The 26,621-nt window shown below is 65.4% G+C and carries 27 protein-coding genes; 10 read left to right on the top strand and 17 right to left on the bottom strand.

Annotated elements, in window-relative coordinates:
• Positions 1–28: 28 nt before the first annotated feature.
• From AABA84_RS29675 to AABA84_RS29665, 3 genes are read right to left on the bottom strand one after another with little or no spacing between them, the layout of a single operon-like run.
• On the bottom strand, positions 29–1,216 hold the full coding sequence (locus AABA84_RS29675) for an MFS transporter (RefSeq protein ID WP_212251493.1): 1,188 nt from the start codon (positions 1,214–1,216) through the stop codon (positions 29–31).
• Positions 1,213–2,574, bottom strand: coding sequence for an NAD(P)-binding domain-containing protein (locus AABA84_RS29670; protein ID WP_212251491.1), 1,362 nt, complete (start codon positions 2,572–2,574; stop codon positions 1,213–1,215). The genes AABA84_RS29675 and AABA84_RS29670 overlap by 4 nt, the downstream gene beginning before the upstream one ends.
• 49 nt (positions 2,575–2,623) lie before the next feature.
• Complete coding sequence (locus AABA84_RS29665; protein ID WP_212251489.1) at positions 2,624–2,941, bottom strand: ArsR/SmtB family transcription factor; 318 nt, start codon at positions 2,939–2,941, stop codon at positions 2,624–2,626.
• Positions 2,942–3,066: 125 nt separating this feature from the next.
• On the opposite strand from AABA84_RS29665, the gene AABA84_RS29660 reads away from it, so the two are divergent.
• The 6 genes from AABA84_RS29660 to AABA84_RS29635 all read left to right on the top strand — a co-directional run bounded on the left by AABA84_RS29660 (position 3,067) and on the right by AABA84_RS29635 (position 7,072).
• Positions 3,067–3,429, top strand: a complete 363-nt coding sequence (locus AABA84_RS29660; RefSeq protein WP_212251487.1) for an ArsR/SmtB family transcription factor — start codon at positions 3,067–3,069, stop codon at positions 3,427–3,429.
• Complete coding sequence (locus AABA84_RS29655; RefSeq protein ID WP_212251485.1) at positions 3,422–3,949, top strand: arsenate reductase ArsC; 528 nt, start codon at positions 3,422–3,424, stop codon at positions 3,947–3,949. Before AABA84_RS29660 ends, AABA84_RS29655 begins: the two co-directional genes overlap by 8 nt.
• A gap of 2 nt (positions 3,950–3,951) precedes the next feature.
• A complete protein-coding gene (gene arsB, locus AABA84_RS29650; RefSeq protein WP_338313912.1) occupies positions 3,952–5,007 on the top strand; it encodes an ACR3 family arsenite efflux transporter in 1,056 nt (351 codons plus the stop codon).
• A gap of 16 nt (positions 5,008–5,023) precedes the next feature.
• Entirely contained in the window at positions 5,024–5,425 is a 402-nt protein-coding gene (arsC, locus tag AABA84_RS29645; protein WP_338313911.1) for an arsenate reductase (glutaredoxin), read from the top strand.
• Between the two features lie 124 nt (positions 5,426–5,549).
• Positions 5,550–6,485, top strand: coding sequence for an ABC transporter substrate-binding protein (locus AABA84_RS29640; protein WP_338313910.1), 936 nt, complete (start codon positions 5,550–5,552; stop codon positions 6,483–6,485).
• Between the two features lie 179 nt (positions 6,486–6,664).
• Positions 6,665–7,072, top strand: a complete 408-nt coding sequence (locus tag AABA84_RS29635) for a GFA family protein (protein ID WP_212251477.1) — start codon at positions 6,665–6,667, stop codon at positions 7,070–7,072.
• A 31-nt stretch (positions 7,073–7,103) separates the two neighbouring features.
• On the opposite strand, the gene AABA84_RS29630 is transcribed toward AABA84_RS29635, so the two are convergent.
• Positions 7,104–7,991, bottom strand: a complete 888-nt coding sequence (locus AABA84_RS29630; RefSeq protein WP_338313909.1) for a DUF1259 domain-containing protein — start codon at positions 7,989–7,991, stop codon at positions 7,104–7,106.
• A 38-nt stretch (positions 7,992–8,029) separates the two neighbouring features.
• Positions 8,030–8,263, bottom strand: coding sequence for a hypothetical protein (locus AABA84_RS29625; protein ID WP_038971518.1), 234 nt, complete (start codon positions 8,261–8,263; stop codon positions 8,030–8,032).
• Between the two features lie 426 nt (positions 8,264–8,689).
• Between AABA84_RS29625 and AABA84_RS29620 the strand changes: the two genes are divergently transcribed.
• On the top strand, positions 8,690–9,760 hold the full coding sequence (locus AABA84_RS29620) for a Cj0069 family protein (protein ID WP_338313908.1): 1,071 nt from the start codon (positions 8,690–8,692) through the stop codon (positions 9,758–9,760).
• Between the two features lie 45 nt (positions 9,761–9,805).
• On the opposite strand, the gene AABA84_RS29615 is transcribed toward AABA84_RS29620, so the two are convergent.
• The 7 genes from AABA84_RS29615 to AABA84_RS29585 form a co-directional block, all read right to left on the bottom strand.
• Positions 9,806–12,994, bottom strand: coding sequence for an efflux RND transporter permease subunit (locus AABA84_RS29615; protein ID WP_338313907.1), 3,189 nt, complete (start codon positions 12,992–12,994; stop codon positions 9,806–9,808).
• Positions 12,991–14,412 (bottom strand): efflux RND transporter periplasmic adaptor subunit, encoded by a 1,422-nt coding sequence (locus tag AABA84_RS29610; RefSeq protein WP_338313906.1) that lies wholly within the window; start codon positions 14,410–14,412, stop codon positions 12,991–12,993. The genes AABA84_RS29615 and AABA84_RS29610 overlap by 4 nt, the downstream gene beginning before the upstream one ends.
• Positions 14,413–14,491: 79 nt before the next feature.
• Entirely contained in the window at positions 14,492–14,884 is a 393-nt protein-coding gene (locus AABA84_RS29605) for a FixH family protein (protein ID WP_212251465.1), read from the bottom strand.
• 99 nt (positions 14,885–14,983) lie between these two features.
• Positions 14,984–15,349, bottom strand: coding sequence for a hypothetical protein (locus AABA84_RS29600; RefSeq protein WP_338313923.1), 366 nt, complete (start codon positions 15,347–15,349; stop codon positions 14,984–14,986).
• Between the two features lie 116 nt (positions 15,350–15,465).
• Positions 15,466–16,443 (bottom strand): tripartite tricarboxylate transporter substrate binding protein, encoded by a 978-nt coding sequence (locus tag AABA84_RS29595; RefSeq protein WP_338313905.1) that lies wholly within the window; start codon positions 16,441–16,443, stop codon positions 15,466–15,468.
• Positions 16,444–16,515: 72 nt separating this feature from the next.
• Positions 16,516–17,421, bottom strand: coding sequence for a VOC family protein (locus AABA84_RS29590; protein ID WP_338313904.1), 906 nt, complete (start codon positions 17,419–17,421; stop codon positions 16,516–16,518).
• A gap of 16 nt (positions 17,422–17,437) precedes the next feature.
• Complete coding sequence (locus AABA84_RS29585) at positions 17,438–18,430, bottom strand: zinc-dependent alcohol dehydrogenase family protein (protein ID WP_338313903.1); 993 nt, start codon at positions 18,428–18,430, stop codon at positions 17,438–17,440.
• A gap of 111 nt (positions 18,431–18,541) precedes the next feature.
• On the opposite strand from AABA84_RS29585, the gene AABA84_RS29580 reads away from it, so the two are divergent.
• From AABA84_RS29580 to AABA84_RS29570, 3 genes are all read left to right on the top strand, one after another.
• A complete protein-coding gene (locus AABA84_RS29580) occupies positions 18,542–19,243 on the top strand; it encodes a GntR family transcriptional regulator (protein WP_338313902.1) in 702 nt (233 codons plus the stop codon).
• A gap of 92 nt (positions 19,244–19,335) precedes the next feature.
• On the top strand, positions 19,336–20,199 hold the full coding sequence (locus AABA84_RS29575; protein ID WP_338313901.1) for a fumarylacetoacetate hydrolase family protein: 864 nt from the start codon (positions 19,336–19,338) through the stop codon (positions 20,197–20,199).
• Positions 20,200–20,206: 7 nt separating this feature from the next.
• The gene (locus tag AABA84_RS29570; protein WP_028142963.1) at positions 20,207–20,788 is read left to right on the top strand and encodes an amino acid synthesis family protein; all 582 of its coding nucleotides are present in this window, start codon (positions 20,207–20,209) and stop codon (positions 20,786–20,788) included.
• Between the two features lie 18 nt (positions 20,789–20,806).
• On the opposite strand, the gene AABA84_RS29565 is transcribed toward AABA84_RS29570, so the two are convergent.
• From AABA84_RS29565 to AABA84_RS29545, 5 genes are all read right to left on the bottom strand, one after another.
• Positions 20,807–22,699, bottom strand: coding sequence for a TRAP transporter large permease (locus AABA84_RS29565; RefSeq protein WP_338313900.1), 1,893 nt, complete (start codon positions 22,697–22,699; stop codon positions 20,807–20,809).
• A complete protein-coding gene (locus tag AABA84_RS29560; protein ID WP_028142961.1) occupies positions 22,696–23,721 on the bottom strand; it encodes a TRAP transporter substrate-binding protein in 1,026 nt (341 codons plus the stop codon). The genes AABA84_RS29565 and AABA84_RS29560 overlap by 4 nt, the downstream gene beginning before the upstream one ends.
• 162 nt (positions 23,722–23,883) lie before the next feature.
• Entirely contained in the window at positions 23,884–24,894 is a 1,011-nt protein-coding gene (locus tag AABA84_RS29555; RefSeq protein WP_038947835.1) for a transketolase family protein, read from the bottom strand.
• Positions 24,891–25,736 carry a transketolase gene (locus tag AABA84_RS29550; RefSeq protein ID WP_212251452.1) on the bottom strand — a complete coding sequence of 282 codons (846 nt, stop codon included), beginning with the start codon at positions 25,734–25,736 and terminating at the stop codon, positions 24,891–24,893. The genes AABA84_RS29555 and AABA84_RS29550 overlap by 4 nt, the downstream gene beginning before the upstream one ends.
• A 17-nt stretch (positions 25,737–25,753) precedes the next feature.
• The gene (locus AABA84_RS29545) at positions 25,754–26,515 is read right to left on the bottom strand and encodes an SDR family NAD(P)-dependent oxidoreductase (protein ID WP_212251450.1); all 762 of its coding nucleotides are present in this window, start codon (positions 26,513–26,515) and stop codon (positions 25,754–25,756) included.
• Positions 26,516–26,621 lie beyond the last annotated feature (106 nt).

The following is a 26,621-nucleotide window of genomic DNA, read 5'->3' as shown; positions in this document are numbered from 1 at the left end:
GCTCCGAATGCTCGCCTCCCCTCGGTCCCTATCTCGTCTGGTCTGCACGCAGCAACAGAAGCGCAAAAAACGCGGAGATCGAGGCCAGCGCGCTGATCCATAGCGCGCTGCTGCCAAAATGCTCCACCATCAGCCCGAGCGCGAGTGGCGCGAGCGCGCCTGTGGCCCGCGACGGCAACGAGATCATGCCGACCCGTCTGCCGAAGCCCGCCGGCCCGAACAACGCCAGGGGAAGCGTGCCGCGGGCAATGGTGATGATGCCGTTGCCTGCGCCATACAGCACCGTGAAGGTCGATGCGAGCAAGGGGCCGCCCGCGACCAGTGCAACAACCCCGATCGGATTCATGAGCATGGCGAGCCGCGCCGACAACAGCGGATGAAACCGGCCGAGCCATCCTGCTTCCAGCAGGCGGGCCCCGACCTGCGCGGGCCCGACCAGGGCTCCTGCGAACAAGGCCTGCGCCGGCGTCGCGCCGAACGCAACCAGCATGGTCGGCAGAATGGCCGAGACACCCGAGCTGACGAAGCTTGCCGCCGCGAACATGTAAGCCAGCAGCACCATCGCGAACGTCTCGCTCTGCCGTCCGGATCTCTGGCTCGCGCCCGGATCCGGCCGCGGCTGCTGGTCCAATGGAACGGCGCGCGGCAGCGACAGGTTGAGCGGCAACGCCAGGCAGATATGGATCGCCGCCCACACCTGGCAGGCGACGCGCCAGTCATACTCGGAGGCCAGCCACGTCGTGAGGGGCCAGCCGAGCGTGCTGGCGAAACCCGCGATCAGGGTGATGCCGGTGATGGTTCGCCGCGCGTTGCTGCCGTAGATGCGCGCAAGCGTCGCGAAGGCCGCTTCGTAAAGCCCCATGCCCATGCCGATCCCGAGCAACACCCAGGCTGCAACCAGCACCGCAATGCCGTGAGCCACAGACAGCAGGAGCAGGCCCGCCACGAAGACGAGGTTCGAGACGGCAAGCAGACCGCGCCCTCCGAACGTATCGATGGCATGCCCCACCCGCGGCCCGAGCAGGCCGGAGATGACGAGCGCTCCCGACAGCGCGCCGAACACGTAGGTCGGCGCGAGACCGAGATCGCGCGCAATCGGCGCGGCCAGGATGGCAGGGAGATAGTAGCTCGACGCCCACGCGATGGTCTGCGCGGTTCCGAGTGCGGCGACAATGGCGAGCGGACCGGCCACCCGGTCCGCCGGGACCTGCGTCATGAGCAGCCGCACCCCGCGCGACCTGCCTTCTTGGCGTTTTCATCGTCGGCACAGCAGGCTGACGGCTCCTCCTTCGCCGGCCCGCCGCAGCATCCCGCTCCCGCCGTCTCGACACCGCCGCGCGTGCAGACGCCGGTCTCCGGCAGCACGAGCTCGACCCGTGCCGCAGCCTTCTTGTCGCCGGCGATGTCGGCGGCGATGGAGCGGACCTGCTCGTATCCGGTCATCATCAGGAAGGTCGGCGCACGGCCGTAAGATTTCATGCCGGCGAGATAGAAGCCCGGCTCGTCATGCGCGAGCTCGCGCGCACCGTGCGGCCGAACCGTGCCGCAGCTATGCTCGTTGGGATCGATCAGCGGCGCGAGCGCGGCCGGAGCCTCGATCGCCGGATCGAGCCGCAGCCGCAGCTCGGACAGGAACGATAGATCGGGACGGAAGCCGGTCGAGACGATCAGTTCGTCCGCCACCACACTCTGCGCACCGCAGCAGGTGCCTGCCGAAATCCTGAGACGGCCTTCGAAGTCCGACAGATGCGTGACGCCGAAGCCTGTTTCGACCCTGATCTTTCCGGCAGCGACGAGCGCGGCGAAGGTGGAGCCCAGCTCGCCGCGCGCGGCCAGCTTGTCATTGCTGCCGCCCCCGAACGCCTTTGCGGGATCGGTGCCACGCAACAGCCAGATCGCTTGCGTGCCTGACACCTCGCCCGCGAGCTGCACGAGATCAATCAGAGTGCCCAAAGCGGAATGGCCGGCGCCGAGCACGGCAACGGTCTTGCCGGCATATCTGGCGCGCTCAGTGCCCCGCACATCCGGCATGCCATAGGCGATGCGGCCGGCGCGCTCGCGTTCGCCGATCGCGGGCAAACCGTTGCTGCCGGCGGGGTTGGGAGAGAACCACGTGCCTGACACGTCGATGACGGCATCGGCGCGAAGCACCTCGGGGCCTTTGCCGTTCTGATAGCGAATTTCGAACGGCGCCTGCTCCCTGCCCTTCGTCTTCGCCTTGTCGAAGCCGGCGCGGCTGATCGCCGTGACCCGGCTCGACGTCCGGATCGCCTCACGCAGCGGCGTGCGTGTCGCGAGTGGGGTGAGATATCGGTCGATCAGCTCGCCGCCGGTCGGATAAGAATGAGGGTCCGGTGAATTCCACCCCGTCGGCGCGAGCAGCCGCGCCGCCGCCTTGTCGACATTGTATTCCCACGGCGAGAACAGCTGGACATGCTGCCACTGACGGACCGCATGCGCGGCTTCAGGGCCGGCCTCGAGCACGATCGGAGACATACCGCGCTCGAGCACGTGCGCAGCCGCGGCGAGGCCAACAGGCCCGGCTCCGATGATGGCGACCGTCTTGGCGTTCATTCCGACTTCTCCCATCTTTCTAGAATCATCGAATAATTCAACAAATCAATCACGCGGCCGTTTGCGCACCTTTGCATCCGGCTTCGTCGGCGCAGCACTCCGCCGCCAGGAAATCCACCAAGCCCCGCATCGCGTCAAAGTTCGCGTGGCAGATCAGGGTCGTCGATTCCCTGACCTGGCTGACGAGCCCGACCGCAACCAGGGTCTTGATGTGATGCGACAGCGTCGAGGCCGGGATCTTCAGCTTGTCCTGCAGGCGGCCGACAGGCATGCCCGCGTGTCCGGCCCGGACCAGGGCCCGGTAGATTTGAAGCCGGGTCTGATTGCCCAGGGCCTCCAGACGTGCTGCGGCGTCGGCGATCTTCATGGTGCCAGGCTGCGCTCGTTCACGCCGGCTGTCAAACCGTATTTCTAGAATATTCGAATTATGGCCCGACCGGCATGAACAGATTCACATTGACGGCCCGGCCATATTTCCATAAATCTGGATATATGGAAAACGAAGAAGCCGTCCTCGCCCTCGCCGCACTGGCCCAACCGACCCGCCTGGAGGCCTTCCGGACGCTGGTCAGGCACGAGCCCGAAGGCCTTGCAGCGGGCGACCTCGCCCGTCTGCTGGAAGTTCCCCAGAACACGCTATCCGCGCATTTGGCGATCCTGACCCGGGCGCGCCTCGTCTCCTCCGAGCGGCACAGCCGCTCGATCGTCTACCGCGCCAATCTCGGCGAATTCCGCGACGTCGCCGTTTTCCTGCTGCGCGATTGCTGCGGCGGGAGGCCGGAGGTTTGCGAACCCGTCGTCGAAACCTTGCGGTCCTGCTGCGCGCCACAACGAAAGGAACGAAGCCGTGCCTGACCAGATCTACAATGTGCTGTTTCTGTGCACCGGCAATTCGGCGCGCTCCATCCTGGCCGAGTCGATCCTTTGGAAAGACGGCGCCGGCCGCTTTCGGGCCTTTTCCGCCGGCAGCGCGCCAAAGGGCGCGGTGCATCCGCTCGCGCTGCGCACGCTTGAGAGCATGGACTATCCCGTCGACGGGATGCGCTCGAAGAGCTGGCTGGAGTTCGCGAGCGCCGATGCGCCCGTGATGGATTTCGTCTTCACCGTCTGCGACAACGCCGCGGGTGAAGCCTGCCCGATCTGGCCGGGCCAGCCGATGACGGCGCATTGGGGCATTGAGGATCCTGCCGCGGCCGAAGGTTCCGAGCTGGAGAGGCAGGCGGCGTTCGTCACTGCGTTCCGCTATCTCAAGAACCGGATCGACACCTTCGTGAACCTGCCGCTGAGGAGCATCGACAAGCTCTCGCTCGGCACCAGGCTGCGCGAGATCGGCCGCTCGGACGGCGCGACATCCGGCAGAAGCGACGTGGCGTGACAATGAGCATCTTCGAACGATACCTCACTCTGTGGGTTGCGCTGTGCATCGTCGTCGGCGTGGCACTGGGACACGTCCTGCCCGGTTTCTTCGGCGCGATCGCAGCCGCCGAGGTCGCCAAGGTCAACCTGCCGGTGGCGGTGCTGATCTGGCTGATGATTGTGCCCATGCTGCTGAAGATCGACTTCGGCGCGTTGGGCGAGGTGCGGAAGCACTGGCGCGGCGTCGGCGTCACCCTTTTCATCAATTGGGCCGTAAAACCGTTCTCGATGGCACTGCTGGGCTCTTTCTTCATCGGCCACCTCTTCGCACCGTGGCTGCCGTCCGGCCAGATCTCGTCCTACATCGCCGGCTTGATCCTGCTGGCGGCGGCGCCCTGCACCGCGATGGTGTTCGTGTGGTCCAATTTGTGCGAGGGCGAGCCTCATTACACGCTGAGCCAGGTCGCCCTGAACGACGTGATCATGGTGTTCCTGTTCGCACCGCTGGTGGGACTGTTGCTTGGCGTGGCCTCGATCAGTGTCCCCTGGGGCACGCTGCTGCTCTCCGTTCTGCTCTATATCGTGGTTCCCGTGATCGTCGCTCAGCTGTGGCGCAAGGTGCTGCTGCGCGGAGGCGACGACGGCTTCAACCGCGCCATGCGGATGCTGCAGCCTGTGTCGCTGGTTGCGCTCCTCGCGACATTGGTGCTGCTGTTCGGTTTCCAGGGCGAGCAGATCGTCCGGCAGCCACTCGTGATTGCCATCCTTGCCGTGCCGATTCTGGTGCAGGTTTATTTCAATGCGGGCCTCGCCTATTGGCTGAGCCGTCGGCTCGGCGTGGCTTGGTGCGTTGCCGCTCCGGCCGCTCTCATCGGCGCGAGCAACTTCTTCGAGCTGGCGGTCGCCGCCGCGATCAGCCTGTTCGGCCTCGACTCCGGCGCTGCGCTGGCGACCGTGGTCGGCGTTCTCGTCGAGGTCCCGGTGATGCTGTCCGTCGTCCGCATCGTCAAGGCGACAAGGGGCTGGTACGAAGCCGGCGCCGGCAAAGTCCCGAAGGCCCTGGAAGCCCACCGGTGAGGCATGGAGACCGACCATGAGCGTCACGATCTACCACAACCCCGACTGCGGCACCTCCCGCAACACGCTGGCGATGATCCGGCAGAGCGGCGCCGAGCCCGTCGTCATCGAATATCTGAAGACGCCGCCGTCCCGCGAGAAGCTGGTCGAGCTCGTCAAGGCGATGGGCATTTCCGTTCGCGCGCTGCTGCGCGAGAAGGGCACGCCGTTTCGCGACCTCGGCCTCGACGACCCCAAATGGACCGATGACGAGCTGATCGATCAGATGCTCGCGCATCCCATCCTGATCAACCGCCCGATCGTGGTGACGGCGAAGGGCACGCGATTGTGCCGCCCCTCCGAAGCAGTCATCGATCTGCTGGATCGTCCCGTCGGCCGCTTCGTGAAGGAAGACGGCGAAGTGGTCGAAGCGCGATAGGCTGGCTCCGCCGGGAAGGCTGCGGGAAGCCCCAAAAGCCGCTGGCGGGATTCCAACGGCATGTTAGCATTACGTCTCTGCAAGTTCGCGAGCAAACGTCATGCATCGCACAATCTCCCGTCGCGTGGTGCTCCTCGGCTGCTTGGGTTTGGCAACGCAAAAAGCGGCTGCGCAACGATCCCGCATCTGGCGCGTGGCCTATCTGGTGTCTGGGAGAAGCTCGGCCACGGCTCCCGTCATCAAGGATACGCTCCGCTCCCTCGGCTACGAGGAAGGCAAGAATCTCGTTTTCGATGTTCGCGAGGCGGAGGGCCGTTATTCGGCGCTTCCGGAATTGATGCAGCAGCTTCTCCAGTCGAAGCCCGACGTCATCATAGCCGAGGCCACTCCCGCGATAGCCGTCGCCCAGAAGGCCACATCGACCATCCCGATCGTCATGTCGCCGTCGACCGACCCGATTGGCTCCGGCTTCGTGAAGAGTTTCGCCAAGCCCGGCGGCAACATCACGGGCGTCGCCAACATGTTCGGCGACCTCACCGCCAAGACGCTCGACATCGTTCGGCTCGTCTTCCCGAACGTCAGGAAACTCGGAGTGCTGACGTCCAATAACCCGACACACCCCGCGCTGTTCGAGGTTGCCCGTCATGCTGCAGCGAAGATCGGGATTTCGGCGGATCGCTATATCGCACCAAACCCGGAGGACGTGAAGAAGGCCTATCAGGACATGAGCGACGCGGGCTGCGACGTCGTCTATGTGCTTGCCGACCCAATCAGACCTTCGCTTCCTTCCATCGCGCTCGAATACCAGCTGCCTTCAGTTTTTCAGGTCAACAGCTACACGGAATTGGGCGGTCTCATGAGTTACGGCCCGGACATCCTGCCGCTGTTCGTCAAGGCCGCGCACTATGTCGACCGCATTCTCAAGGGTGGAAATCCTGCCGAGATACCCGTCGAACAGCCGACCCAATTCGTGTTTGCAATCAACCTGCGAACCGCAAAGGCGCTCGGCCTTTCAATTCCGGAAAACGTGTTGATCATGGCCGACAAGGTGATCGAGTAGCCTGCGCCAGATTGTAAGCTCGACAGCCGATTCCGCTTCGCCTTCACGACCGGTTCCCCGGCGCCCATGGCAGCAGCTGTCAGGCGACAGTAGGACGCAACTTCAAATCGCTTGCGTCGTTGAAGCCGCACATCTCAAGAGCTATCGATCTGCGATACCGCCTTGCATCGGAGGAACGCATGAGCACCATCACCGGCGGCTGTCACTGCGGCGCAATCCGTTATCAGGTCGAGGGCGACGCGATCGTGCATGCGCTGTGCCACTGCCGCGACTGCCGGCTCCACGCCGGCGCTCCGGTCGTTGGCTGGACGATGTATCCGGAGAGCGCTCTCAAGGTGACCAGGGGCGAGCCCAAGGTCTACCACTCCTCCGAACACGGCCGGCGGCACTTTTGCGGCCATTGCGGCACCGGCCTGTTCTATATCAATGCCGACATGCTGCCCGGAATCATTGATATCCAGAGCGCGACCTACGATGATCCCGATGCCGTGCCGGCGACGATGCACATCCAGGTCGCCGAGCGGCTTCGCTGGATGGAGCATGCGCACGAGCTGCCGACGTTCGAACGCTATCCGCCGCAGCCATAGCGGCGGACGGTGATGCCGGCACAGCTTCGCATCAGCTCTTCGTGCTGGCCGTCTTGTCGAGCGCGGCACGCAAGCCATTCGCCAGCTTGACCGCGTCGTCGTTGGCCCAGAAATGCATGAAGAACAGGCGCGGCTGCTCGTCCAGCATGTGGCTGTGCAGCGCTGTCACCTCGATGCCGTGCGTCCGCAGCGCCACGATGACAGGATTCACCTCGTCGCTGCTCAGCACGAAATCGCCGGTGATGGCGGCCTTGCCGCCTCCGGTCGGCTGGAAGTTGATGGCGATCGCAACGCCCATCGCGCCGACGGGGGTCAGCAACATGCCGTCCGCCGTGATCGGGTCGCGCCGTTTCACGTTGAACTGGTAGACGCCGCCGTTGGCCTGCCCCTTGACGCCGATGATCTGATCGAGCTTTGCCGTGTCGAGGTCGATGGCAGGCGGCGGGCCCGCCGGCGCCGAGACCGTCAAGGGGGTCTTGCTTTCGGCCAGCGCATCGTGGATCGCCGAAGCCAGCTTGACGAGGTCTCCGTGTCCAGCGACGTGCATGTAGAACGTCGCCGGGCTCGCGCGCAGCAGATGATTGTGCACGGCGGTGATCTCGAGACCGCTCGCGATCATCCTCGCCATCACGGGATTGATCTCGGTCTCGAGGAGCACGAGGTCGCCCATGACCATGGCACCGCCATGCGCGGGCTTGAACGCGAGCCAGCCGCCGAGCGCCAGCGCCGGCTTGATCGTCACCCCGTCCAAAGTCACGGTGAGATCGGTGCGGGGAAAGCCGTAGCGGTGGACATCGTCCGCGACGGTGGGCTTGCGGCCCAGCGTCTCGTCAACCTTATTCCAATCGAGATCCTGCGCATGAGCGCCCGCGATGAGGCAGGCACTGACGCCGATCAGCGCCGAGATGGTCTTTCGCATTGCTCTGCTCCTCGAGCTGGATTTCAGCCGTCAGCGTCTCATTTCTGTTCCTTGATCTGGCCGGCGCTGTCGACGACGAGCCGCACGTCCTTGCCGTTCTTCACGGCTTTTGCAGTCATGCCCTCGGCGGTCGACTTGATATCGCTGACCTGCGTGTAGCCGGCCGCCTGGATTTTGGCGACGACCTCCTCTTGTGTCAGAGCGCGTGCGCTCGACAGCCCGCTGGCGATCGCCAGAAAGAGGATTGTGTGAAAGATGACCTTTGTCCGCATGACATTCTCCTGGCGTCTCCTGCCCCAGGTGATGTCGTTTTCGGCGCGGCGCGGTGCGACGGGATGATGCCAACGCACATCGGCGCGGCCACCGCGCACGAATGAAAAATCACGATTTGTCTGATGAGATTGCGAAACGATGACATGCTGCGCCCTTGGTGATCAGGACGCGATTCTTGGGCATGTCGCCTCGCGGGGAGATCGCAAATCCCCGTCGCGACGAATAGAAACCCGGGTGGCCCAGCTGTCAACCCGCGCATGGGCGAGGCGCGCGTCACGAAGAGTTCACTCGGAACGGAACCGCGCCAACCAGCATCTTGAAACGACCGGACGATCTCATTAGGGTTCGTCACGTGGGGACGAAGCAGACTCCCCGTGAGACCCCGGTCCAAGCTCTGCGCAGCACGCCATTCGTGGAGCTTGCGCATGGACACCGAACGACACCTTTCCCCCCGCCAAACACTGGCCATCCTCTCACGCGGCGATGCCGCCGCGCGCCGCGACACGACGGCGCAAAACAGTCGCTTCGTCCGCGTCTTCGAGGCCCTCGCCGCCCTCGGCATCGACGCGCACCCCGTGATCTACGACGAAAGCTTCGCAGGTGCAGTCCGCGGTCAACTGCTCGCGGCCGACGGCGTGCTCGTCTGGGTCGATCCGATCCACCAGGGCAAGACGCGCGCTGACCTCGATCCCCTGCTGCGCGACGTCGCGGCGCGAGGTCCCTGGGTGAGTGCCCATCCCGACGTGATCCTGAAGATGGGCGTCAAGGAGGTGCTTTACCGAACGCGCCAGCTGGGCTGGGGGACCGACACGCATCGCTACGACACCGCCGCTGCGTTCCGCGCCGAATTTCCCCCGCGCCTTCAGGCGAACGGCCCTCGCGTGCTCAAGCAAAATCGCGGCAATGGCGGCCAGGGCGTCTGGAAGGTCGAAGCGCTTCCGAACACGAACGAGACGGTCCGTGTACTCCATGCCCAGCGCGGGAGCCGGCCCGAGGACATCAGGTTCGACGATTTGGTGGCGCGCTGCGAGCCGTATTTCGGATGGGGCGGCTGCATCATCGACCAGGCGTTTCAACCTCGCCTGCCCGACGGGATGATCCGCTGCTACATGAGCGGCGCGAGGGTCGCGGGCTTTGGGCACCAATTGATCAAGGCCCTGATCCCGCCGGAAGGCCCCGACGCGCCCGAGGCGCAACCGGGGCCGCGCATCATGCACGGGCCTTATGCTCCGCCGTTCCAGGCGCTGCGAAGGTCGATGGAGGACGAATGGACGCCGCAGATGATGGAAACGCTCGGTATCGATGCATCGTCACTGCCGGTGATCTGGGATGCGGATTTCCTGTACGGGCCGCCGGATGCGGCGGGCGCCGACACCTACGTGCTGTGCGAGATCAACGCGAGTTCCTGCTTTGCGATCCCCGAGGAAGCGCCGGCGGCGATCGCACGAACGGTGAAGCACCGCCTGCTGCGGAGCCAGCGAACGCGCTCCGGCTGACAGAGACTGTCGACCAGAACAGCGTCCCGTGATGCGCACTGCGCCCTATTCGGCGGCTTGCGGAGCGCGCATTCCACTCACCGGCTCGACGGCGTGATCGGCGGCGAGCGCGTGCTGTTCGCCGCCCGGCAGCCCCCGTCCCTTCACCAGGCCGAAGATCGCCGGGATCACGATCAGCGTCAGCAATGTCGACGAGATCATCCCGCCGATCATCGGCAACGCGATGCGCTGCATGATCTCGGACCCCGCGCCGGTGCTCCACATGATCGGCAGCAGGCCCGCCATGATGGCGACGACCGTCATCATCTTCGGGCGGACGCGCTCGACCGCGCCTTCCATGATGGCGTCTTGGAGATCCCTTCTGGTGAAGCTCCTGCCTTCGGCGTCACGCCGCGCCTTCATCTCGGCCAGCGCGTGATCGAGATAGATCAGCATCACGACGCCGGTCTCGGCGGCGACGCCCGCGAGCGCGATGAAGCCGACGGCGACCGCGACGGACAGGTTGAAGCCGAACCACCACATCATCCAGATGCCGCCGACCAGCGCGAAAGGCAGCGACAGCATCACGATCAGCGTCTCGGTCAGGGCCCTGAAGTTCAGATACAGCAGCAGGAAGATGATCGTGAGCGTCACGGGCACGACGATCCTCAGCCGCGCGGCGGCACGTTGCAGATATTCGTACTGGCCGCTCCAGACGACGTAGGTGCCGGCGGGAAACTGGATGCTCTCCGTCACCGCGCGTTGCGCGTCGGCGACGTAGCTTCCGATGTCGCGATCGCGGATGTCGACGTAGATGTAGGTCGCGAGCTGGCCGTTCTCGGTCCGGATCGAGGTCGGTCCGCGCGCCGGCTCGACCTTCGCCACCTCGCCGAGCGGCACGGCGCCGCCCGCCGGCATCGGCACCAGGATGTCGCTCGCGATCGCCTTGGGATTGTCGCGGAGATCACGCGGATAGCGCATGTTCACCGTGAACCGCTGCCGCCCCTCCACGGTCGTCGTCACCGTCTGGCCGCCGAGCGCGGCCGCGATGGTGTCCTGAACGTCCTGGATCAGGATGCCGTAGCGGGCGAGTGCCTCACGGTCCGGGACGATCTCGAGATAGTAACCGCCGATGCCGCGCTCGGCGTAAGCCGACGACGTGCCCGGGACAGTCTTGATCACCCGCTCGACCTGTCGCGCCAGCCGGTCGATCTCGACGAGGTCGGTGCCCATGACCTTGACGCCGACAGGCGTGCGGATGCCGGTGGAGAGCATGTCGATGCGCGCCTTGATCGGCATGGTCCAGGCGTTGGAGACGCCGGGAAACTGCAGCGCCTTGTCCATCTCCGCAATCAGACTGTCGACAGTGACGCCGGAACGCCACTGCTCCTTCGACTTCAGATTGACCACTGTCTCGAACATTTCCGTCGGGGCCGGATCGGTCGCGGTCGCCGCCCGTCCAGCCTTGCCGTAGACGGAGGCGACCTCGGGGAACGACTTGATGATCCGGTCCTGCGTCTGCATCAACTCGGCCGCCTTGGTCACGGAGATGCCGGGCAGCGTCGTCGGCATGTAGAGCAGCGTCCCCTCGTTCAGCGCCGGCATGAACTCGGTGCCGAGCTGCCGCGCCGGCCAAGCCGTGACGGCCAGGACTGCGAGGCAGGCCAGGATCACAAGCGTCTTGGCGCGAAGCACGCCCTTGATCACGGGCCGGTAGATCCAGATCAGGAAACGATTGATGACATTCCGGCTCTCCGGGACGATCCGGCCGCGGACGAAGATCACCATCAGCGCCGGCACCAGCGTGACGGATAAGAGGGCTGCGGCCGCCATCGAGAACGTCTTGGTGAACGCCAGCGGGCTGAACAGCCGCCCCTCCTGCGATTCCAGCGTGAAGATCGGCATGAACGACACGGTGATGATCAGCAGGCTGAAGAACAGCGCGGGGCCGACCTCTGCGGCGGCGTCGATCAGTATCTGAACACGCGACTGATCCGGCTTGGCGCGTTCGAGATGCTTGTGGGCGTTCTCGATCATGACGATGGCGGCATCCACCATGGCGCCGATCGCAATCGCGATGCCGCCAAGACTCATGATGTTGGAGCCGAGACCGAGCAGCTTCATGGCGCCGAACGCCATCAGCACGCCGACCGGCAGCATCAGGATGGCGACCAGCGCGCTGCGAACGTGCAGCAGGAACACGATGCAGACCAGCGCGACGACGATGCTCTCCTCGAACAGCGTATGCTTGAGCGTGTCGATGGCCGCATAGATCAGGTTCGAGCGATCGTAAACGGGCACGATCTCGACCGATGCCGGCAGGCTGCTCGCGATCTCCTTGAACCGCTTCTTGACGTTCTCGATGACGTCGAGCGCGTTGACGCCGAAGCGCTGCAGCACGATGCCGCTTGCGACCTCGCCCTCGCCGTTCAGCTCGGTGATGCCCCTGCGCTCGTCCGGCCCGAGCTCGACATGGGCGACGTCGCGGAGCAGCACCGGCGTGCCATTGCTCGTCTTCAGCACGATGTTGCCGAGATCGTTGATGCTCTTGATGTAGCCCTTGCCGCGGATGACGTATTCGAATTCGGCGAGCTCGACGGTGCGTCCGCCGACATCGGCGTTGCTGGCGCGAATCGCCTCACGGATCTTCTGCATGCTGATGCCGCGGTCGCGCATCCGCTGCGGGTCGAGCACCACGTTGTACTGCTTGACGAAGCCGCCGATGCTGGCGACCTCGGCGACGCCTTCGGCCTTGGCCAGCGCGAACTTCAGATTCCAGTCCTGGATCGTGCGGGTGTCCGCCAGGTTCAATTCCTTCGACAGGACCGCATATTGGTAGACCCAGCCGACGCCGGTCGCATCAGGCCCGATGGTCGGGGTGACGCCGGCGGGAAGCCTCGATGCTGCGCCGTTCAAAAATTCCAGCACGCGCGAGCGCGCCCAATAGATGTCAGTGCCGTCCTCGAAGATCACGTAGACGAACGAGGCGCCGAAGAAGGAGAAGCCGCGCACGACTTTCGATTTCGGCACGGTCAGCATCGCCGTGGTCAGGGGATAGGTCACCTGGTCCTCGATCACCTGCGGCGCCTGGCCGGGATATTCGGTGTAGACGATGACCTGGGTGTCGGAGAGATCCGGGATCGCATCGAGCGGCAGGTGGATCAGCGCATAGAGACCGGCGGCGGCCGCAAAGCCGGTGCCGAACAGCACCAGCAGCAAATTGCGCGCCGACCAGGCGATGATGCGGGCGATCATTTGTGCTCTCCCGTCGCATGGCCCGCATCGGACGCCTGTGGCGCTCCTTCCGCAAAACCCTTGAGCGCGGCCTTCAGATTGCTTTCCGCATCGATCAGGAAGGTGGCGGATGTGACCACCGCCTCGCCGTCTGCGAGCCCCTCGCGCACCTCGATATAGCCGCCGCCGCGCCGGCCGAGCTTCACCTCACGCGGCTCGAAGCGCCCTTCCCCCTTGTCGACGAGGACGGCCTGGCGCGTGCCGGTGTCGAGCACGGAGCTGTCCTGGATCGCCAGCACCGGCGCGGCATCAGCCGTGTCGATGTCGGCATCGACGTACATGTCCGGCAGCAGCGCCGCATCGGGATTGGCAAGCTCGATCCGGACGCGAACCGTCCTCGTGTCGCGGTTCACCTGCGGATAGACGATTGCGATCTTGCCGCTGAAGACGCGGCCGGGAAAGCTCCGCGCACGCACCGCCACCGACTGCCCCACCGCAATATTGCCGAGATCGCGCTCGGCGACGTCGACCAGCGCCCAGACCAGCGAGGTGTCTGCAATGCGGAACAGCACGTCGCCGGGATTGGCGCGCATGCCTTCGATCGCGTTGCGCTCGAGCACGATGCCCTCGCGCGGCGCCGACCAATGGATGGTGACGGGCGCAACGCGCGTCCTTTCCATCTCGGCGATGACCTGCTCGGGGACGTCGAGATTGACCAGCCGTTGCCGCGAGCCGCGGCCATAGACCTCGACGCCGCCCACCGTCTTGGAGGTGATCGTCGCAAGATATTCCGCGGCCGCGGACGCAACCGCCGAACTGTAGATCTCCATCAGCGGCTGGCCCGCCTTCACGCGCGTGCCGGTGGTGACGTCGGCGACCTTCTGCACGAAACTTTCGGCGCGCATCGCGATCACCGAGACGCGGCGCTCGTCGAGCTGGATCGTGCCGGGTGCCTTGACCGTGACGCGGATCGTCCGTCGCTCGACCGGCTCGGATTTCACGCCGGTGCGCTGGATCTTGCCCGGCGAGAGCTTGACCGTGCCGTCGTCGGCCTCGTCGCCTTCGTAGACGGGGACGTAGTTCATCCCCATCGGGTCCTTCTTCGGCACCGGCGAGGTGTCGGGCAGGCCCATGGGATTGCGGTAGTAGAGGATTTTTCGCGTGGAAGCCGCCTGCGCTGGCTTCGGTGCCACTGCAATCGCCTGTTCGTCATCGTAGACCGGCAGATAGTCGCGCCCGCGGTCGTCCTTCTTCGGACCGGCCGACCAAAGCGGCGCGCCACTGGGATCGCGGTAATAGAGCGGAGTTCGCTCCGTCCGGGCCGCAGCCGGGGTCACCTCGGCATGAGCGGACCAGCGGCTGTCATTCGAGGACCGGTACGCCCCCAGGGCGAGGCCACCGCCGAGAGCGAGAATCGTCAGGAGACGCAGCGTCTTCATGGTGTGTCCTCGCGCGCGATGCGCGCGTCCATGTGAATGGGAAAGAGGAGTTCGGACGCCGCGCGCGGCGTCCGCATGCTCACTTGGTCGCCGTGACGACCACCTTGCCGGTGACGGTCTCCGCCTCGCCCTGCACCTTGGCCGACAGCGTGACCTGGTAGCGGCCGGCCATCGGCAGGTCCGTCCGGAAGGCGTAGACGCCCGGCTCCTGCGACGGCAGCGGCGCCACCGCCGATTCCATCTCGGCCATGCCGTCCGGGGCCATGTCGACGCGAGTCTTGAAGATGACGGCGTCCGCGACCGGCTTGCCGGTCTGCTTGTTGGTCAGGCGAACCGAGAGCGTGACGTCGTCGCCCTTCTTCATTTGCGCAGTGACGGGCTCGAAAGCGTAATCGCCGGCGCCCGCCACCGCGGCGGAAGCGGCAAGCGAAAGGGTGGCGGCGAGCGCCGCGGTGCTGAATTTGGAGAGCATTGTCCTGTCCTCATGATCTGATCTTTCGCCGTGGCGCATGGCGCACACGTCAGTCGTCGTCGCGCGCAGGCGTGCTGCGTGCGTTCGGCTGTTGCGAGATCAGATTCGAGGAGGTCGGAAGGGAGGCCTGCTGCCGCGGACGGAGACGACCTGATCCTCGGGGATGGCGATCGTGCTCACCGCTACGGCGAAATACCCGAAGACGACGGGCCTGATGGCATCGAGCGCGATGGTGCCGCCGACGCAGCAGAAGCCCATCCCGCATTTGTAGCCGCTGGGCTGGGAGGGCGCCCCCTTCATGTCGGGGCAGCAATCGTCCATCGCCATGCCGGCGTCGCTGCCCATCTGCATGGTCGCCTGCATGTCGTCCGACGACATGGCAAGGCTGGATGCGGACGCGCCAACGGGCAGCATCGCCAAGGATATGGCGATCGCGAATGCCAGGATGGTACGGACGAGGCGCATCAATATCGACTTACCTTCGGACTGGAATGTTCTCCCTAGTAACATACTCCGAGGCCGGAGGCATTCGTTGATCCCGGTCAAGCATTCGTGAGCGAGGGCCGCCTGCGGGCTTCAGCTCAGATCTTGGGGATCTTCGCCCGCTCGACCACGCCGGTCCATTTGGCGATCTCGGTCTCGATCAGCGTCTTCATCTCCTCCGGCGAGCTGCCGCGGACCTCACCGCCGACGGCCGTCTCCAGCCGCTGCCTGAGCTCGGGGTCGGCGAGCGCGTCCAGCGTCGCGGCATTGAGCGCGGCGATGATGGCGGGCGGCGTGCCCTTGGGCGCCAGCAGGCCGGCCCAGGTGCGCACGTCGTAGCCCTTGATGCCGGCCTCCTGCACCGTCGGGACGTCCGGCAGCAGCGTTGTGCGCGTCGGCGACGTCACCGCCAAGCCGCGGATCGCGCCGCTCTGGATCTGCGGGGCGAGCAGGACGGGCGTGCCGACGATGACCGGGACGTCGCCACCAAGCAGCGCGGTGGTAGATTGCGAATCGCCGCGATACGGTACGTGCACGATCTCGATGCCGGCTGTGGCGTTGAGCAATTCACCCGCAAGATGATGCGTGCTGCCGAAGCCGACCGATCCGAAGCTGAGCGAACCCGGCTTTGCCTTGGCCATGGCAATGAGCTCGCCGAGCGATTTTGCGGGGTAGTCGCTGCGCACGGCGATGACGAGCGCATAGTAGACCAGCGTCGAGACCATCTCGAAGCTTTCGGCCGGCTGATAGGCGAGGCTCTTGTAGGTCGCCGCGGAAATCGCGTGCGCTCCGGTGACGAGGCCGAGCGTGTAACCGTCGGGCGCCGCCTTGGCGACGGCATCCGCCGCGATGTTGCCACCGGCACCCGGCTTGGCCTCGACGACGATCGGCTGCCCGAGCTTCTTCGACAGTCCGTCGGCGATGATGCGCGACAGCGTGTCGGCGGCGCCGCCGGCGGCAAAGCCATGCAGCAGGCGGATCGGACGCGACGGATAATTGTCCGCCCATGCCGGGCCGGTCACCAGACAACCGCCGAACAGAAAAATGGCCGCAGCAAGCCGCTTCATCCCTCGCATGGATGCTTCTCCCTCAATTGTTATGTCGTTGGCCGCAGCGCGTGCGGCGTCATTCAGATCGAATAGAATTCGCTAGCGCGCGAACTCCGTGCAATCAGGCGATGGCGGCATACCCCAGACGTCGCGCGGCAGCCCGACCCAGACTTTTGGCCGCTGCGGACGATCGCGATGCCAGGGACGCGGCTCGAAATAGCCGAGCTCCTCGTCCACCATCCGGTCGAGATCGCAAAACAGCTCGACCAGATGTCCATCGGGATTGCGGTGGTAGATCGCGGTGTTGTGGCCGGGGCCATGACGCACCGGTCCCCAGAGCACAGGCAATTTGTGCCGCGCGAGATGGTCGCAGGCCTGGTGCATGTGCTCGGGGCCTCGCAACTCGAAGGCGAAGTGATGAAGACTGCGGACCGGTGCGCGGGCGAAGTTGAGCGTGTGATGCTCGAAGCCGCTGCGCATGAAGACGAAGCGGTCCTCGATCCAGTCGGAGACGCGCAGGCCCATGAATTTGGCATAGAACTCCGAGGCCGCGCGCGGATCGGGCGTGCGCAGCGCGACATGGCCGAGCTTGGCGACCGCGAGCGCGCCGATCCGCTCCTGCGCGGGCGTCGGCGTCCAGCCCTGGATCAGCTCGAACCGGGTGCCTTCGGGATCGGTGAAGGAGAGCAGCCTGGACACGCCGGGCAGGAAATCGCTGTGGATCTCGGGCCGCAGATCCGCCTGCTTCAGTGCGGCGCCCAGCGCCTCCAGCTGGACATCAGGCGATATTTCGAACGCGATGCTCTTCAGCGCGGCGTCGCCGGGCTCGATCACCAGCGAGAGCTGCTCGGAATCACTGGCGAGGAACAGGCGGTCTCCGTCTCGGGCAACAAGGCCAAGTCCGATCACGGCGCGGTAGTAATCGAGCAGCCGCTCCGGATCGGGTGAGGTGAAGGTCGCGTGCCGCAGCCGGGTGAAGCGTGCAATGGGTGCTTGTGTGCTCATCGTGCGGTCCACCCCCTCATGGAATCATGATGATCTTGCCGAGCGCGGAGCCCTGCTCCAGCAGCGTATGCGCCTTGCTGACCTCGTCGAGCTTGAGCACTGCCGAGATCGCCGGCTTGATCGCATTGCGGCTCAAGGCCTCGATCACGCTGCGCATCAGGGCACGTCGGCCGTCGCGATCGTGATCGTAGATGTGGAAGGAGAAGCAGCGTATCGCCGGACAGATGTCGAGATGATCGCGCATCGCCGCCATCAAATTCTCCTCCGGCAATCCGGCGAAGGCGTTGTACGACAGCAGCGTGCCCCATTTGCCGAGCGCGCCGAGATAGGCTGTGAATTCGGGCCCGCAGACGTGATCGAGCACGAGGCCGACGCCCTCGCCCTTCGTCAGCTCTCGGGTGCGCGCCACCACATCCTCGCTTCGGTAGAAGATGATGTGATCGGCGCCGTTCGCCCTGGCGAATGCGGCCTTCTCCTCGGTGGAGACCGTGCCGATGACGGTCATCCCGGCAAGCTTGGCCAGTTGCACCAGCGCCGTGCCGACGCCGCCGGCAGCCCCAATCACCAGCACGCTTGCGGGCGCGCGGGGATGGCGGCACTCGTGCAGCAGCGCGTAAGCGACCTGGTAGTTCGACAGACACACGGCCGCCTGCAGGTCGACGTTGTCGGGCAGCGCGTGAACGGCATCCGCTGGCGCGACCACATAGTCGGCGTAGCAGCCGCCGCGTTGGGGCAGATCGCGGGCGCTGAGCAGCACCTTCTGGCCGACGGCAAAGCCCTCGACGCCGGACCCGAGCGCGGAAATGCGCCCCGCGACGTCGTTGCCGGGATTGGCCGGCAGCGGCGGCATCCATTTGTAGACGCCGCGCCGGATCAGCACGTCGGGTTGACCGACCCCGAACGCCTCGGCCCGGATTTGCACCTGGCCGGCTCCGGGCACAGGCACCGGACGCTCGACCACCTCAAGTGCATCCGGCCCACCCGGCTGACGCACCAGCACCGCCCTCATGACTTCACGCGCTCCCCGGACCATATTTTCGAAAATCATACCGTTTACGAAAATTATTGCAAGATGGTCGTTAGCGCGGCATGTTGAGGCATCGATTCAGCGACAGGTCCCATGCCCGAGAGCGCCGTCCGCCCCCGCAAGGAATTCGGCAAGACCATCGCCGCCGACATCACGCATCGGCTGCGCGAGGAGATCATTGCCTGCGCCCTTCCGCCCGGCGAGCCGCTGCGCTTCGACGTGCTGCGCGAACGCTTCGGCGTGAGTTTTACCACGCTGCGCGAGGCGCTGACCGCGCTTGCAGCCGAAGGACTGGTCGACGCCCAGGAGCAGCGCGGCTTTCGCGTGGCGCCGGTCAGCCGCCAGGATCTGGTGGAGGTCACCGATGCAAGGGTGCTGATCGAGGTGGAATTGATACGCCGCTCGATCGAGCGGGGCGATGACGACTGGGAAATCGCCGTAATCTCCACACTGCACCGATTGAAGCGGATCGAGCAGCGCGATCCCGAGCATCCCTTGCGCGATCCCGAGTGGAAGATCGCCCATCGCCAGTTCCACCAGGCGCTGGTCTCCGCCTGCGGCTCGGCGACGCTGCTCGCCATTCGCGCCGAGCTGTTCGATCGCGCCGAGCGCTATCGGCATCTCTCCGCCAATTTCCGGCCGCGCCCGCGCGACAAGGCCGGCGAGCACCAGGCCATCATGCAGGCCGCCATCTCGCGCAATGCCGATCTCACCGTGCAGTTGATCGAGACCCATATCCGCTCGACCTCCGACAACGTCGCCAAATACGCCGGCCATCTGCTCGACGCCGAATAGGCGACCTGCATTTTCACGCAGCAGACTTGCGCCCGGCCTAATTTTCGAAAATAATACGTCAGATCGAAAATCGAAACCGTTAGGGCGAAACCATGAAGCTGCTGTCGTTCTTGGATGGAAATCGGGAAAGCTGGGGGGCCGTTGTCGAAAACGGCGTGGTGGATCTGGGCCGCGCCCTGCCCCAGTACCCGACGCTTGCGGACTTTCTCGGCAGCGATGACTACGCCAAGCGCGAGGCGATCGTCGCCGGGCACAAGCCCACGCTGGCGCTGAGCGACGTCAAATACCTGCCGGTGATCCCGCGGCCCGAGAAGATCGTCTGCGCCGTGCGCAATTATCTCGACCACCACAACGAAGCCGTGGCGTTCGGCATGAAGCGCGAGATCACGGAATTTCCGCCGATCTTCCTGCGGGTCTGGCGTTCCCAGGTTGCGCACAACGCGCCGGTGATCCGGCCGAAGGTCTCGGACAATTTCGATTGGGAGGGCGAGCTCGCCGTCGTCATCGGCAAGGGCGGCCGTCATATCAGCCAGACCGATGCATGGAATCATGTCGCGGGCTATTCGATCTACAACGACGTCAGCGTGCGCGACTGGCAGCGCCACGCCCAGCAGATCGCCTCCGGCAAGAACTTCGTCGGCACCGGCCCGTTCGGACCGTGGCTGGTCACGCCGGACGAGATCGGCGATCCCACGAAGCTCAAGCTGGAGACGCGCGTCAACGGCGCGACCGTGCAGTCCTCCGACACCTCGATGCTGATCTTCTCGATTCCGCGGCTGATCGAATATTGCTCGACGATCTTCGATCTCGTGCCCGGCGACGTCATCGCCACCGGCACGCCGGCCGGCGTCGGCTTCACCCGCAAGCCGCCGATCTTCCTCAAGCCCGGCGATTTGGTCGAGGTCGAGATCGAGAACATCGGCGTGCTCAGCAATCCCGTCGTGGACGAGGCCTAGCTTCAGCATGTCGTCCTACGATATTCGCAAGACCGCGCTCAGCGTCGAGACCATCTGGCATGAGCGCGGCCCACGGCTGGAGAAGCCGCTGCTGGTCGGAACCGCCGTCGCGGTGATCCGCAATCCTTTCGCCGGCCGCTATGAGCCCGATCTGATGCCGTTCCAGGCGGCCTTGCGTGAGCTCGGGCGCGAGCTCGCTGGCGCGCTGATCGCACAGCTCGGCGGTGCGCCGCGGATCGAAGCCTATGGCAAGGGCATCATCGTCGGCGAAGACGGCGAGCTCGAGCATGGCGCCGTCTGGCATGAAGCCGGCGGCCACGGCATGCGCGAGGTGCTGGGTCAACCCAAAGCAATCGTGCCGGCGGCGAAGACCATCGGCGGTCCGGGCACGCGCCTGATGGTGCCGCTCGGCCACATCCATGCCGCCTATGTCCGCAGCCATTTCGGCACCGCGGAGATGACGCTGTGGGACGCGCCACGGCGCGACGAGATCGCCTTCGGCCTCGTGATGGCGACCGGCGGCCGCCCCCACGCCCGCATCGGCGGCCTCAAGGCGTCGGAGATCTCCGTGCATGACGGGCAGCGGTGAGCGCCGCCCGGCTCCGCGTCACAGGAAGCCGGTCGAGATCCACGGGATCGCCGCGACGATCAGCGTGCCGATCAGCAGGGCCACGATATAGCCGACGATCGGCTTGATACCCTCGTCGGGACTGATGCGGCTGATGGCGCAGGCCGCGTAATAGCCGACGCCGAATGGCGGGGCGAACAGGCCGATACCCATCGCGAGCACGACGACCATCGCGTAGTGCACTTCGTGCACGCCGACCTGGCGGGCGATCGGAAACAATAGCGGCCCGAACAGGACGATGGCGGGGATGCCTTCCAGCACGCTGCCCAGAATGACGAAGGCGAGGATCGTCACGCCGAGAAAGACAGGCGTTCCGCCCGGCAGCGCCGTCATGAACTTTGCAAGCGAGGCCGAGAAACCCGATTGCGTCAGAGCCCACGCCATCCCTGTCGCAGCGCCGATGATCAGCAGGATCGCGCCGGACAATGACGCGGTCTCCACCAGCATTGGGTAGAGGCGGCGCCAGGAGAACTGACGATAAATCAGAAGCCCGGTGAGCACCGAGTAGACGATGCCGATGGTCGAAACTTCGGTCGCGGTGGCGACGCCCTCGACCACCGCGGCGCGGATGACGAAGGGCAGCGCCATTGCCGGGATGGCAATGACGAAGGCGCGGCCGATCTCCCTCCCCGTGGCCCGCTTCACATGCGACAGGTCCTCGCCCCGGTATCGCCACCAGACCACGGCGCAGAGACCGATGGCGAGCACGATGCCGGGCAGCAGCCCCCCGGTGAACAACGCCGCGATCGACACGCCCGTCACCGAGCCGATGGTGATCAAGACGAGCGACGGCGGAATGGTCTCGGTCTGGGCCCCGGTCGCCGCGAGCAGCGCCACGAGATCACCGGGCCTGGCGCCGCGCTTGGTCATCTCCGGAAACAGCACCGGCGCCACGGCGGCCATGTCCGCCGCCTTCGAGCCGGAGATGCCCGACACCAGGTACATTGCGCCGACCAGCACATAATGCAGGCCGCCGCGCACGTGGCCGAGCAGGCTGGCGAGAAAGCCGACCATGGCCCGCGCCATGCCGGTCATCTCGATCAGCAGGCCGAGGAACACGAAGAGCGGCACGGCCAGCAGGATCAGATGGCTCATGCCTTCGTCCATGCGACCAATGATGACCGCATCGGGCGTGTTCGTCGTCAGCGCCAGATATCCGACGGTGGCAAGACCGAAGGCAAAGGCGATCGGCACCGCCGCCAGCACCATGGCGCCGACGATGACCACGAAGAAGATCAGCAGGTTGAGATTGCCGAGCGGTTTCAATACCGGCGCGATGAGGACGAGCGCGGCGATGATGCCGGCGACGAGCGCCCCAGCCGCGAGCAGGCTGCGCAGGCTCGAGATGCGGGCGAGCCGCAGGACCGCCGCGACCAGCATCAATCCGATGCCAACGGGTAACGCGGCAGCCCGCCAGCTGTTGACGATTTCGAGCGCCGGGGTCGTGACGAACACCTCGTCGGCCGCGAACTCGTAGGCAGGGTGGACCACCAGCAGCAGGAATGCCAGCGATGCCGCGGCGGCAACGACGTCCAGGAAGGCACGTGCGTCGGGACGGAGCATGCCGATGATGGCCGTCATCCGCATGTGCTCACCGCGCTGGAACGCGATCACCGATCCCAGCATGGCGAACCACAGGAACAGGATGCCGGCAAGCTCATCCGCCCAGATGATCGGAGCGTGAAAGACATATCGTCCGACGATGCCGGCCGACAAAACGACGATCTCGGCGAGCACCAGGAGCGCCGCCGGGATCGCAACCACATGACCAAGCACCTTGTTGGCCGCGACGGCCCAGCGGTGCACACGGGATTGAGGCGCCGCACCCGCGGCGCCCTGATCGATCCCAGGCATATGGTTGATCGCGGTCATGACAGCTTGCCCGCCGCTTTCTCGAGCTGAGTCCAGGCCTCATCGCCGAACTTGGCCCTCCAGTCGGCGTAAAAGCTGGTCTTCGCCAGGGCCTGGCGGAATGCGCCGCGGTCGACGTCGATGAACTGCATGCCCTTGGCGGTCAGGTCGGCGCGCAAGGACTCGCTGAGCTTGGCGACGTCCGCACGCTCGTCCTTGGCCGAGCGATCCAGCTCGCGTGTGACGATCTGCTGCACATCCTTCGGCAGCTTTTCGAAGGCGCGCTTGTTGCCGAGGATCCAGTAATTGTCCCAGACATGCCCGGTCAGGGAACAGGTCTTCTGCACCTCGTACAGCCGGGCCGTCGCGATGATCGGCAGCGGATTTTCCTGACCGTCGACCACCTTGGTCTGGAGCGCGGAGTAAACCTCGTTGAAATTGATCGGCGCGGGGCCTGCCCCGAGCGCCTGGAACAACGACGTCAGATTGGGAGCGGCCGGCACGCGCAGCTTGAAGTTCTTGAGATCGTCCGGCGTCCTGATCTCGCGGCCGGACGACGTGACGTGGCGGAAGCCGTTATCCCAGGGGCTCGACACCGCCATGATCGGCGTCCGCGCGATCTGCGCGCGGATATAGGCGCCGAGCTCGCCATCCATCGCCTTCCAGACCGCGTCATAGTTCGTGAAGAGAAAGCCGAGGTTGACGATGCCTGCGGCCGGCACCAGCGTCGCGAGGATCAGCGAGGACAGGTTGAAGAACTCGACGCCGCCGTTGCGGACCTGCGTCAACAGGTCGGTATCCGATCCGAGCTGGTTCGCCGGGAACAGATTGATCTCGAGCCGTCCGCTCGTCGCCTCGCGAATGCGGTCGGCAGCTTCCTTGGCGCGGATGTTGACGGGGTGCGTCGGATCCTGCCCCGTCGCAAGCTTGTAGGTGAATTCCGCGGCCGAGGCCGGGCGGGTGAGAATGGCACATAGCGGCACGGCGGCGCCGGCCATGAGCAACTTGCGGCGGCTGAGAGTTATCGGCTTGCGCAAGGTCATCGTTTCCTCCTGTCGAGCATGGATTGGTTGATCTAAAGGCGGCTCTTCACCGCCCGTGTTGCTGCTGGCCGGCTCTCGATGCGCCGGCATTGGACAGCAGCCGTCGTGCTTCGCAGCGGCGCTGCGAAGCATGTCGGTCGATTCGATCGTGAAGGCGGGCCGCTAGCGCAGCCACTCCTTGATCTGCCGCTTCACTTCCGCGGTCGAGATGCCGTAGCGGTCGTGCAGCGTCGGCAGCGCGCCGGCGGCGAGAAACTCGTCGGGAAGTCCGATCTGCCGGAACGCGGGATGAACGCCCGCGCGCATCAGCAGCGTCGCCACGGCCTCGCCGAGCCCGCCGATCACGGTGTGGTTCTCGGCGACGACGACGAGGCGGCCGGGCTTGCCCGCTTCGCGCAGGATCGCTTCGGTGTCGAGCGGCTTGATGGTCGGAACGTGCAGGACAGCCGCATCAATGCGGTCGTCCGACAAGGCCTGGGCCGCCTCCAGCGCGCGCATGGTCATGATGCCCGAGGAGATGATCAGGACGTCGCCACCGTCACGAAGCAACGCAGCCTTGCCGAGCTCGAACCGGTAATTGTACTCGTCGAGCACCAGCGGCACCTGTCCGCGCAGCAGGCGCATATAGACCGGTCCGCGATGCGCGGCGATCGCCGGCACGACCTGCTCGATCTCGTGCGCATCGCAGGGATCGATCACCGTCATGTTCGGCATCGCGCGGAACAGGGCGAGATCCTCGGCCGCCTGGTGGCTGGGTCCATAGCCCGAGGTCAGGCCGGGCAGCGCGCAGGCGATCTTCACGTTGCGGTCTTCTTCCGCAATGGTCTGGTGGATGAAGTCGTAAGCCCGGCGCGAGGCGAACACCGCGTAGGTCGTCGCGAACGGCATGAAGCCTTCGGCGGCGAGCCCCGAGGCTGCGGCGAACAGCAGCTGCTCGGCCATGCCCATCTGGTAGTAACGATTGGGAAAAGCCTGCGCGAAGATGTGCAGGTCGGTGTATTTGCCGAGATCGGCGGTCATGCCGACCACGTCCTCGCGGCTGCGGGCGAGCTCGACGAGCGCGTGGCCGAAGGGCGCGGGCTTGGTGCGCTGGCCCTCCGCTGCGATCGAGGCGATCATGGCCGACGTGGTCAGGCGCGGCTTTGCCGAGGGGGTCGATCCGGCGGACTTCATGGCTGGTCTCCCGCGTTCAGTGCAGACAGCGCGAGCTGCCATTCATGCGGCTCGACGCGAATGAAATGGTTCTTCTCACGCTGCTCCAGGAAGGGAACGCCCCTGCCCATCAACGTGTCGGCGACGATCATGCGAGGCTTCGGCTCGGCATGCGCCGTCGCGGCATCGAAAGCCCCCACCACTGCGTCGAGATCGTTGCCATCGACGCGCTGCACGAACCAGCCGAAGGCCTCGAGCTTATCGACCAGCGGCTCGAAGCCGAGCATCTGCTTGGAGGGACCGTCGGCCTGCTGATTGTTGACGTCGACGATTGCGATGATGTTGTCGAGCTTGTGATGGGCAGCAGACATGATGGCTTCCCATTTCGAGCCCTCGTCGAGCTCGCCGTCGGAGAACAGCGTGAAAATGCGCGCCGCCGATTTCTTGCGCTTCAGCCCGAGCGCCATGCCGACGGCAATGCCAAGGCCAAGGCCGAGCGAGCCGCCGGACATCTCCATGCCCGGGGTGTAGGAGGCCATGCCCGACATCGGCAGACGGCTCTCGTCGAAGCCATAGGTCGCGAGTTCCGCTTCCGGAATGACCCCGGCCTCGATCAGCGCCGCATAAAGTGCGATCGCATAGTGTCCGTTCGACAGCAGAAAGCGGTCGCGGCCTTCCCAGACCGGATCTTCAGCGCGAAAGCGCATCGCGTGGAAATAGGCCACCGCCAGCACGTCGGCGATGTCGAGCGCCTGGGCGATATAGCCCTGGCCCTGGACCTCGCCCATCAGCAAGGCGTTGCGGCGGATATTGCGGGCGCGTTGTGCCAGCGTCGGCGCGTTCGGGAGTGTCGGTTTTGCCATGTATATCTCCTCCTCGCTCAGTGGATCAGCATGCCGCCGTTCACGTCGATGACCGCACCGGTGACATAGGCCGACAGGTCCGAGGCGAGGAAAGTGTAGATGCCCGCGACGTCGGCGGCCTCGCCGAGGCGGCCGAGCGGTATGCCTTCGAGAATCTTCGTCCGCATCTCGTCGGTGAGCTTGCCCGCGGTGATATCGGTGCCGATCAGGCCCGGCGTCACGCAGTTGACGCGGATACCGTCGGGCCCGAATTCGCGGGCCATCGCCTTGGCGAGGCCGAGCACGCCGGCCTTGGCTGCCGAGTAATGCGGTCCGCCGAAGATGCCGCCGCCGCGCTGGGCGGAGACCGACGACATGCACGCGATCGACCCGCTCCTGCGCTTGCGCATATGCGGGATCACCGCCTGCGACAGGAACAGGATGCCCTTCAAATTGACGCCCTGGATGCGGTCCCAATCTTCAGGGGTGATGTCGAGAAGTTTCACCGGCTGCGTCACGCCCGCATTGTTGATGAGGATGTCGATCTGGCCGAATTTCGCGATGACCGCTTCAACGGTCTTGATGCAGGCCTGCTTGTCGGTGACGTCCAAGGCGAGGCCAAGATGCGGCGCGCCAGTGCCGGGTTCGAGCCCGCGCGCGGCGGCTTCCGCGGCCGAACCGTCGATGTCGAGAATGGCGACCCGGGCGCCTTCGGCCGCAAAGCGGCGGGCCGTTGCAAGGCCGATGCCCCGCGGCGAGGCCGCTCCGGTGATGATGGCTGTCTTGCCGCGTAGCAGCATTGTGATCCTCCCTGAATGGCTGTTGCCGGCACCGACGGCGCCACTGTTCTTGACCCGTTGATTATGCCCCTGCCTCGTTTCTGACAAACGCGCTGTTGTCTTGCAT

The organism is Bradyrhizobium sp. TM239, assembly GCF_036247985.1.
In the GTDB taxonomy this organism is placed as follows: Bacteria; Pseudomonadota; Alphaproteobacteria; order Rhizobiales; family Xanthobacteraceae; genus Bradyrhizobium; species Bradyrhizobium ottawaense.
This window is presented reverse-complemented; position numbering and strand designations above follow the sequence as displayed.

Coding starts and splice junctions, on each gene's coding strand:
- AABA84_RS29675 (WP_212251493.1), bottom strand. CDS start 1,216: ATGACGCAGGTCCCGGCGGACCGGGTGGCCGGTCCGCTCGCCATTGTC.
- AABA84_RS29670 (WP_212251491.1), bottom strand. CDS start 2,574: ATGAACGCCAAGACGGTCGCCATCATCGGAGCCGGGCCTGTTGGCCTC.
- AABA84_RS29665 (WP_212251489.1), bottom strand. CDS start 2,941: ATGAAGATCGCCGACGCCGCAGCACGTCTGGAGGCCCTGGGCAATCAG.
- AABA84_RS29660 (WP_212251487.1), top strand. CDS start 3,067: ATGGAAAACGAAGAAGCCGTCCTCGCCCTCGCCGCACTGGCCCAACCG.
- arsB (WP_338313912.1), top strand. CDS start 3,952: ATGAGCATCTTCGAACGATACCTCACTCTGTGGGTTGCGCTGTGCATC.
- arsC (WP_338313911.1), top strand. CDS start 5,024: ATGAGCGTCACGATCTACCACAACCCCGACTGCGGCACCTCCCGCAAC.
- AABA84_RS29635 (WP_212251477.1), top strand. CDS start 6,665: ATGAGCACCATCACCGGCGGCTGTCACTGCGGCGCAATCCGTTATCAG.
- AABA84_RS29630 (WP_338313909.1), bottom strand. CDS start 7,991: ATGCGAAAGACCATCTCGGCGCTGATCGGCGTCAGTGCCTGCCTCATC.
- AABA84_RS29625 (WP_038971518.1), bottom strand. CDS start 8,263: ATGCGGACAAAGGTCATCTTTCACACAATCCTCTTTCTGGCGATCGCC.
- AABA84_RS29620 (WP_338313908.1), top strand. CDS start 8,690: ATGGACACCGAACGACACCTTTCCCCCCGCCAAACACTGGCCATCCTC.
- AABA84_RS29615 (WP_338313907.1), bottom strand. CDS start 12,994: ATGATCGCCCGCATCATCGCCTGGTCGGCGCGCAATTTGCTGCTGGTG.
- AABA84_RS29610 (WP_338313906.1), bottom strand. CDS start 14,412: ATGAAGACGCTGCGTCTCCTGACGATTCTCGCTCTCGGCGGTGGCCTC.
- AABA84_RS29605 (WP_212251465.1), bottom strand. CDS start 14,884: ATGCTCTCCAAATTCAGCACCGCGGCGCTCGCCGCCACCCTTTCGCTT.
- AABA84_RS29600 (WP_338313923.1), bottom strand. CDS start 15,349: ATGCGCCTCGTCCGTACCATCCTGGCATTCGCGATCGCCATATCCTTG.
- AABA84_RS29595 (WP_338313905.1), bottom strand. CDS start 16,443: ATGCGAGGGATGAAGCGGCTTGCTGCGGCCATTTTTCTGTTCGGCGGT.
- AABA84_RS29590 (WP_338313904.1), bottom strand. CDS start 17,421: ATGAGCACACAAGCACCCATTGCACGCTTCACCCGGCTGCGGCACGCG.
- AABA84_RS29585 (WP_338313903.1), bottom strand. CDS start 18,430: ATGAGGGCGGTGCTGGTGCGTCAGCCGGGTGGGCCGGATGCACTTGAG.
- AABA84_RS29580 (WP_338313902.1), top strand. CDS start 18,542: ATGCCCGAGAGCGCCGTCCGCCCCCGCAAGGAATTCGGCAAGACCATC.
- AABA84_RS29575 (WP_338313901.1), top strand. CDS start 19,336: ATGAAGCTGCTGTCGTTCTTGGATGGAAATCGGGAAAGCTGGGGGGCC.
- AABA84_RS29570 (WP_028142963.1), top strand. CDS start 20,207: ATGTCGTCCTACGATATTCGCAAGACCGCGCTCAGCGTCGAGACCATC.
- AABA84_RS29565 (WP_338313900.1), bottom strand. CDS start 22,699: ATGACCGCGATCAACCATATGCCTGGGATCGATCAGGGCGCCGCGGGT.
- AABA84_RS29560 (WP_028142961.1), bottom strand. CDS start 23,721: ATGACCTTGCGCAAGCCGATAACTCTCAGCCGCCGCAAGTTGCTCATG.
- AABA84_RS29555 (WP_038947835.1), bottom strand. CDS start 24,894: ATGAAGTCCGCCGGATCGACCCCCTCGGCAAAGCCGCGCCTGACCACG.
- AABA84_RS29550 (WP_212251452.1), bottom strand. CDS start 25,736: ATGGCAAAACCGACACTCCCGAACGCGCCGACGCTGGCACAACGCGCC.
- AABA84_RS29545 (WP_212251450.1), bottom strand. CDS start 26,515: ATGCTGCTACGCGGCAAGACAGCCATCATCACCGGAGCGGCCTCGCCG.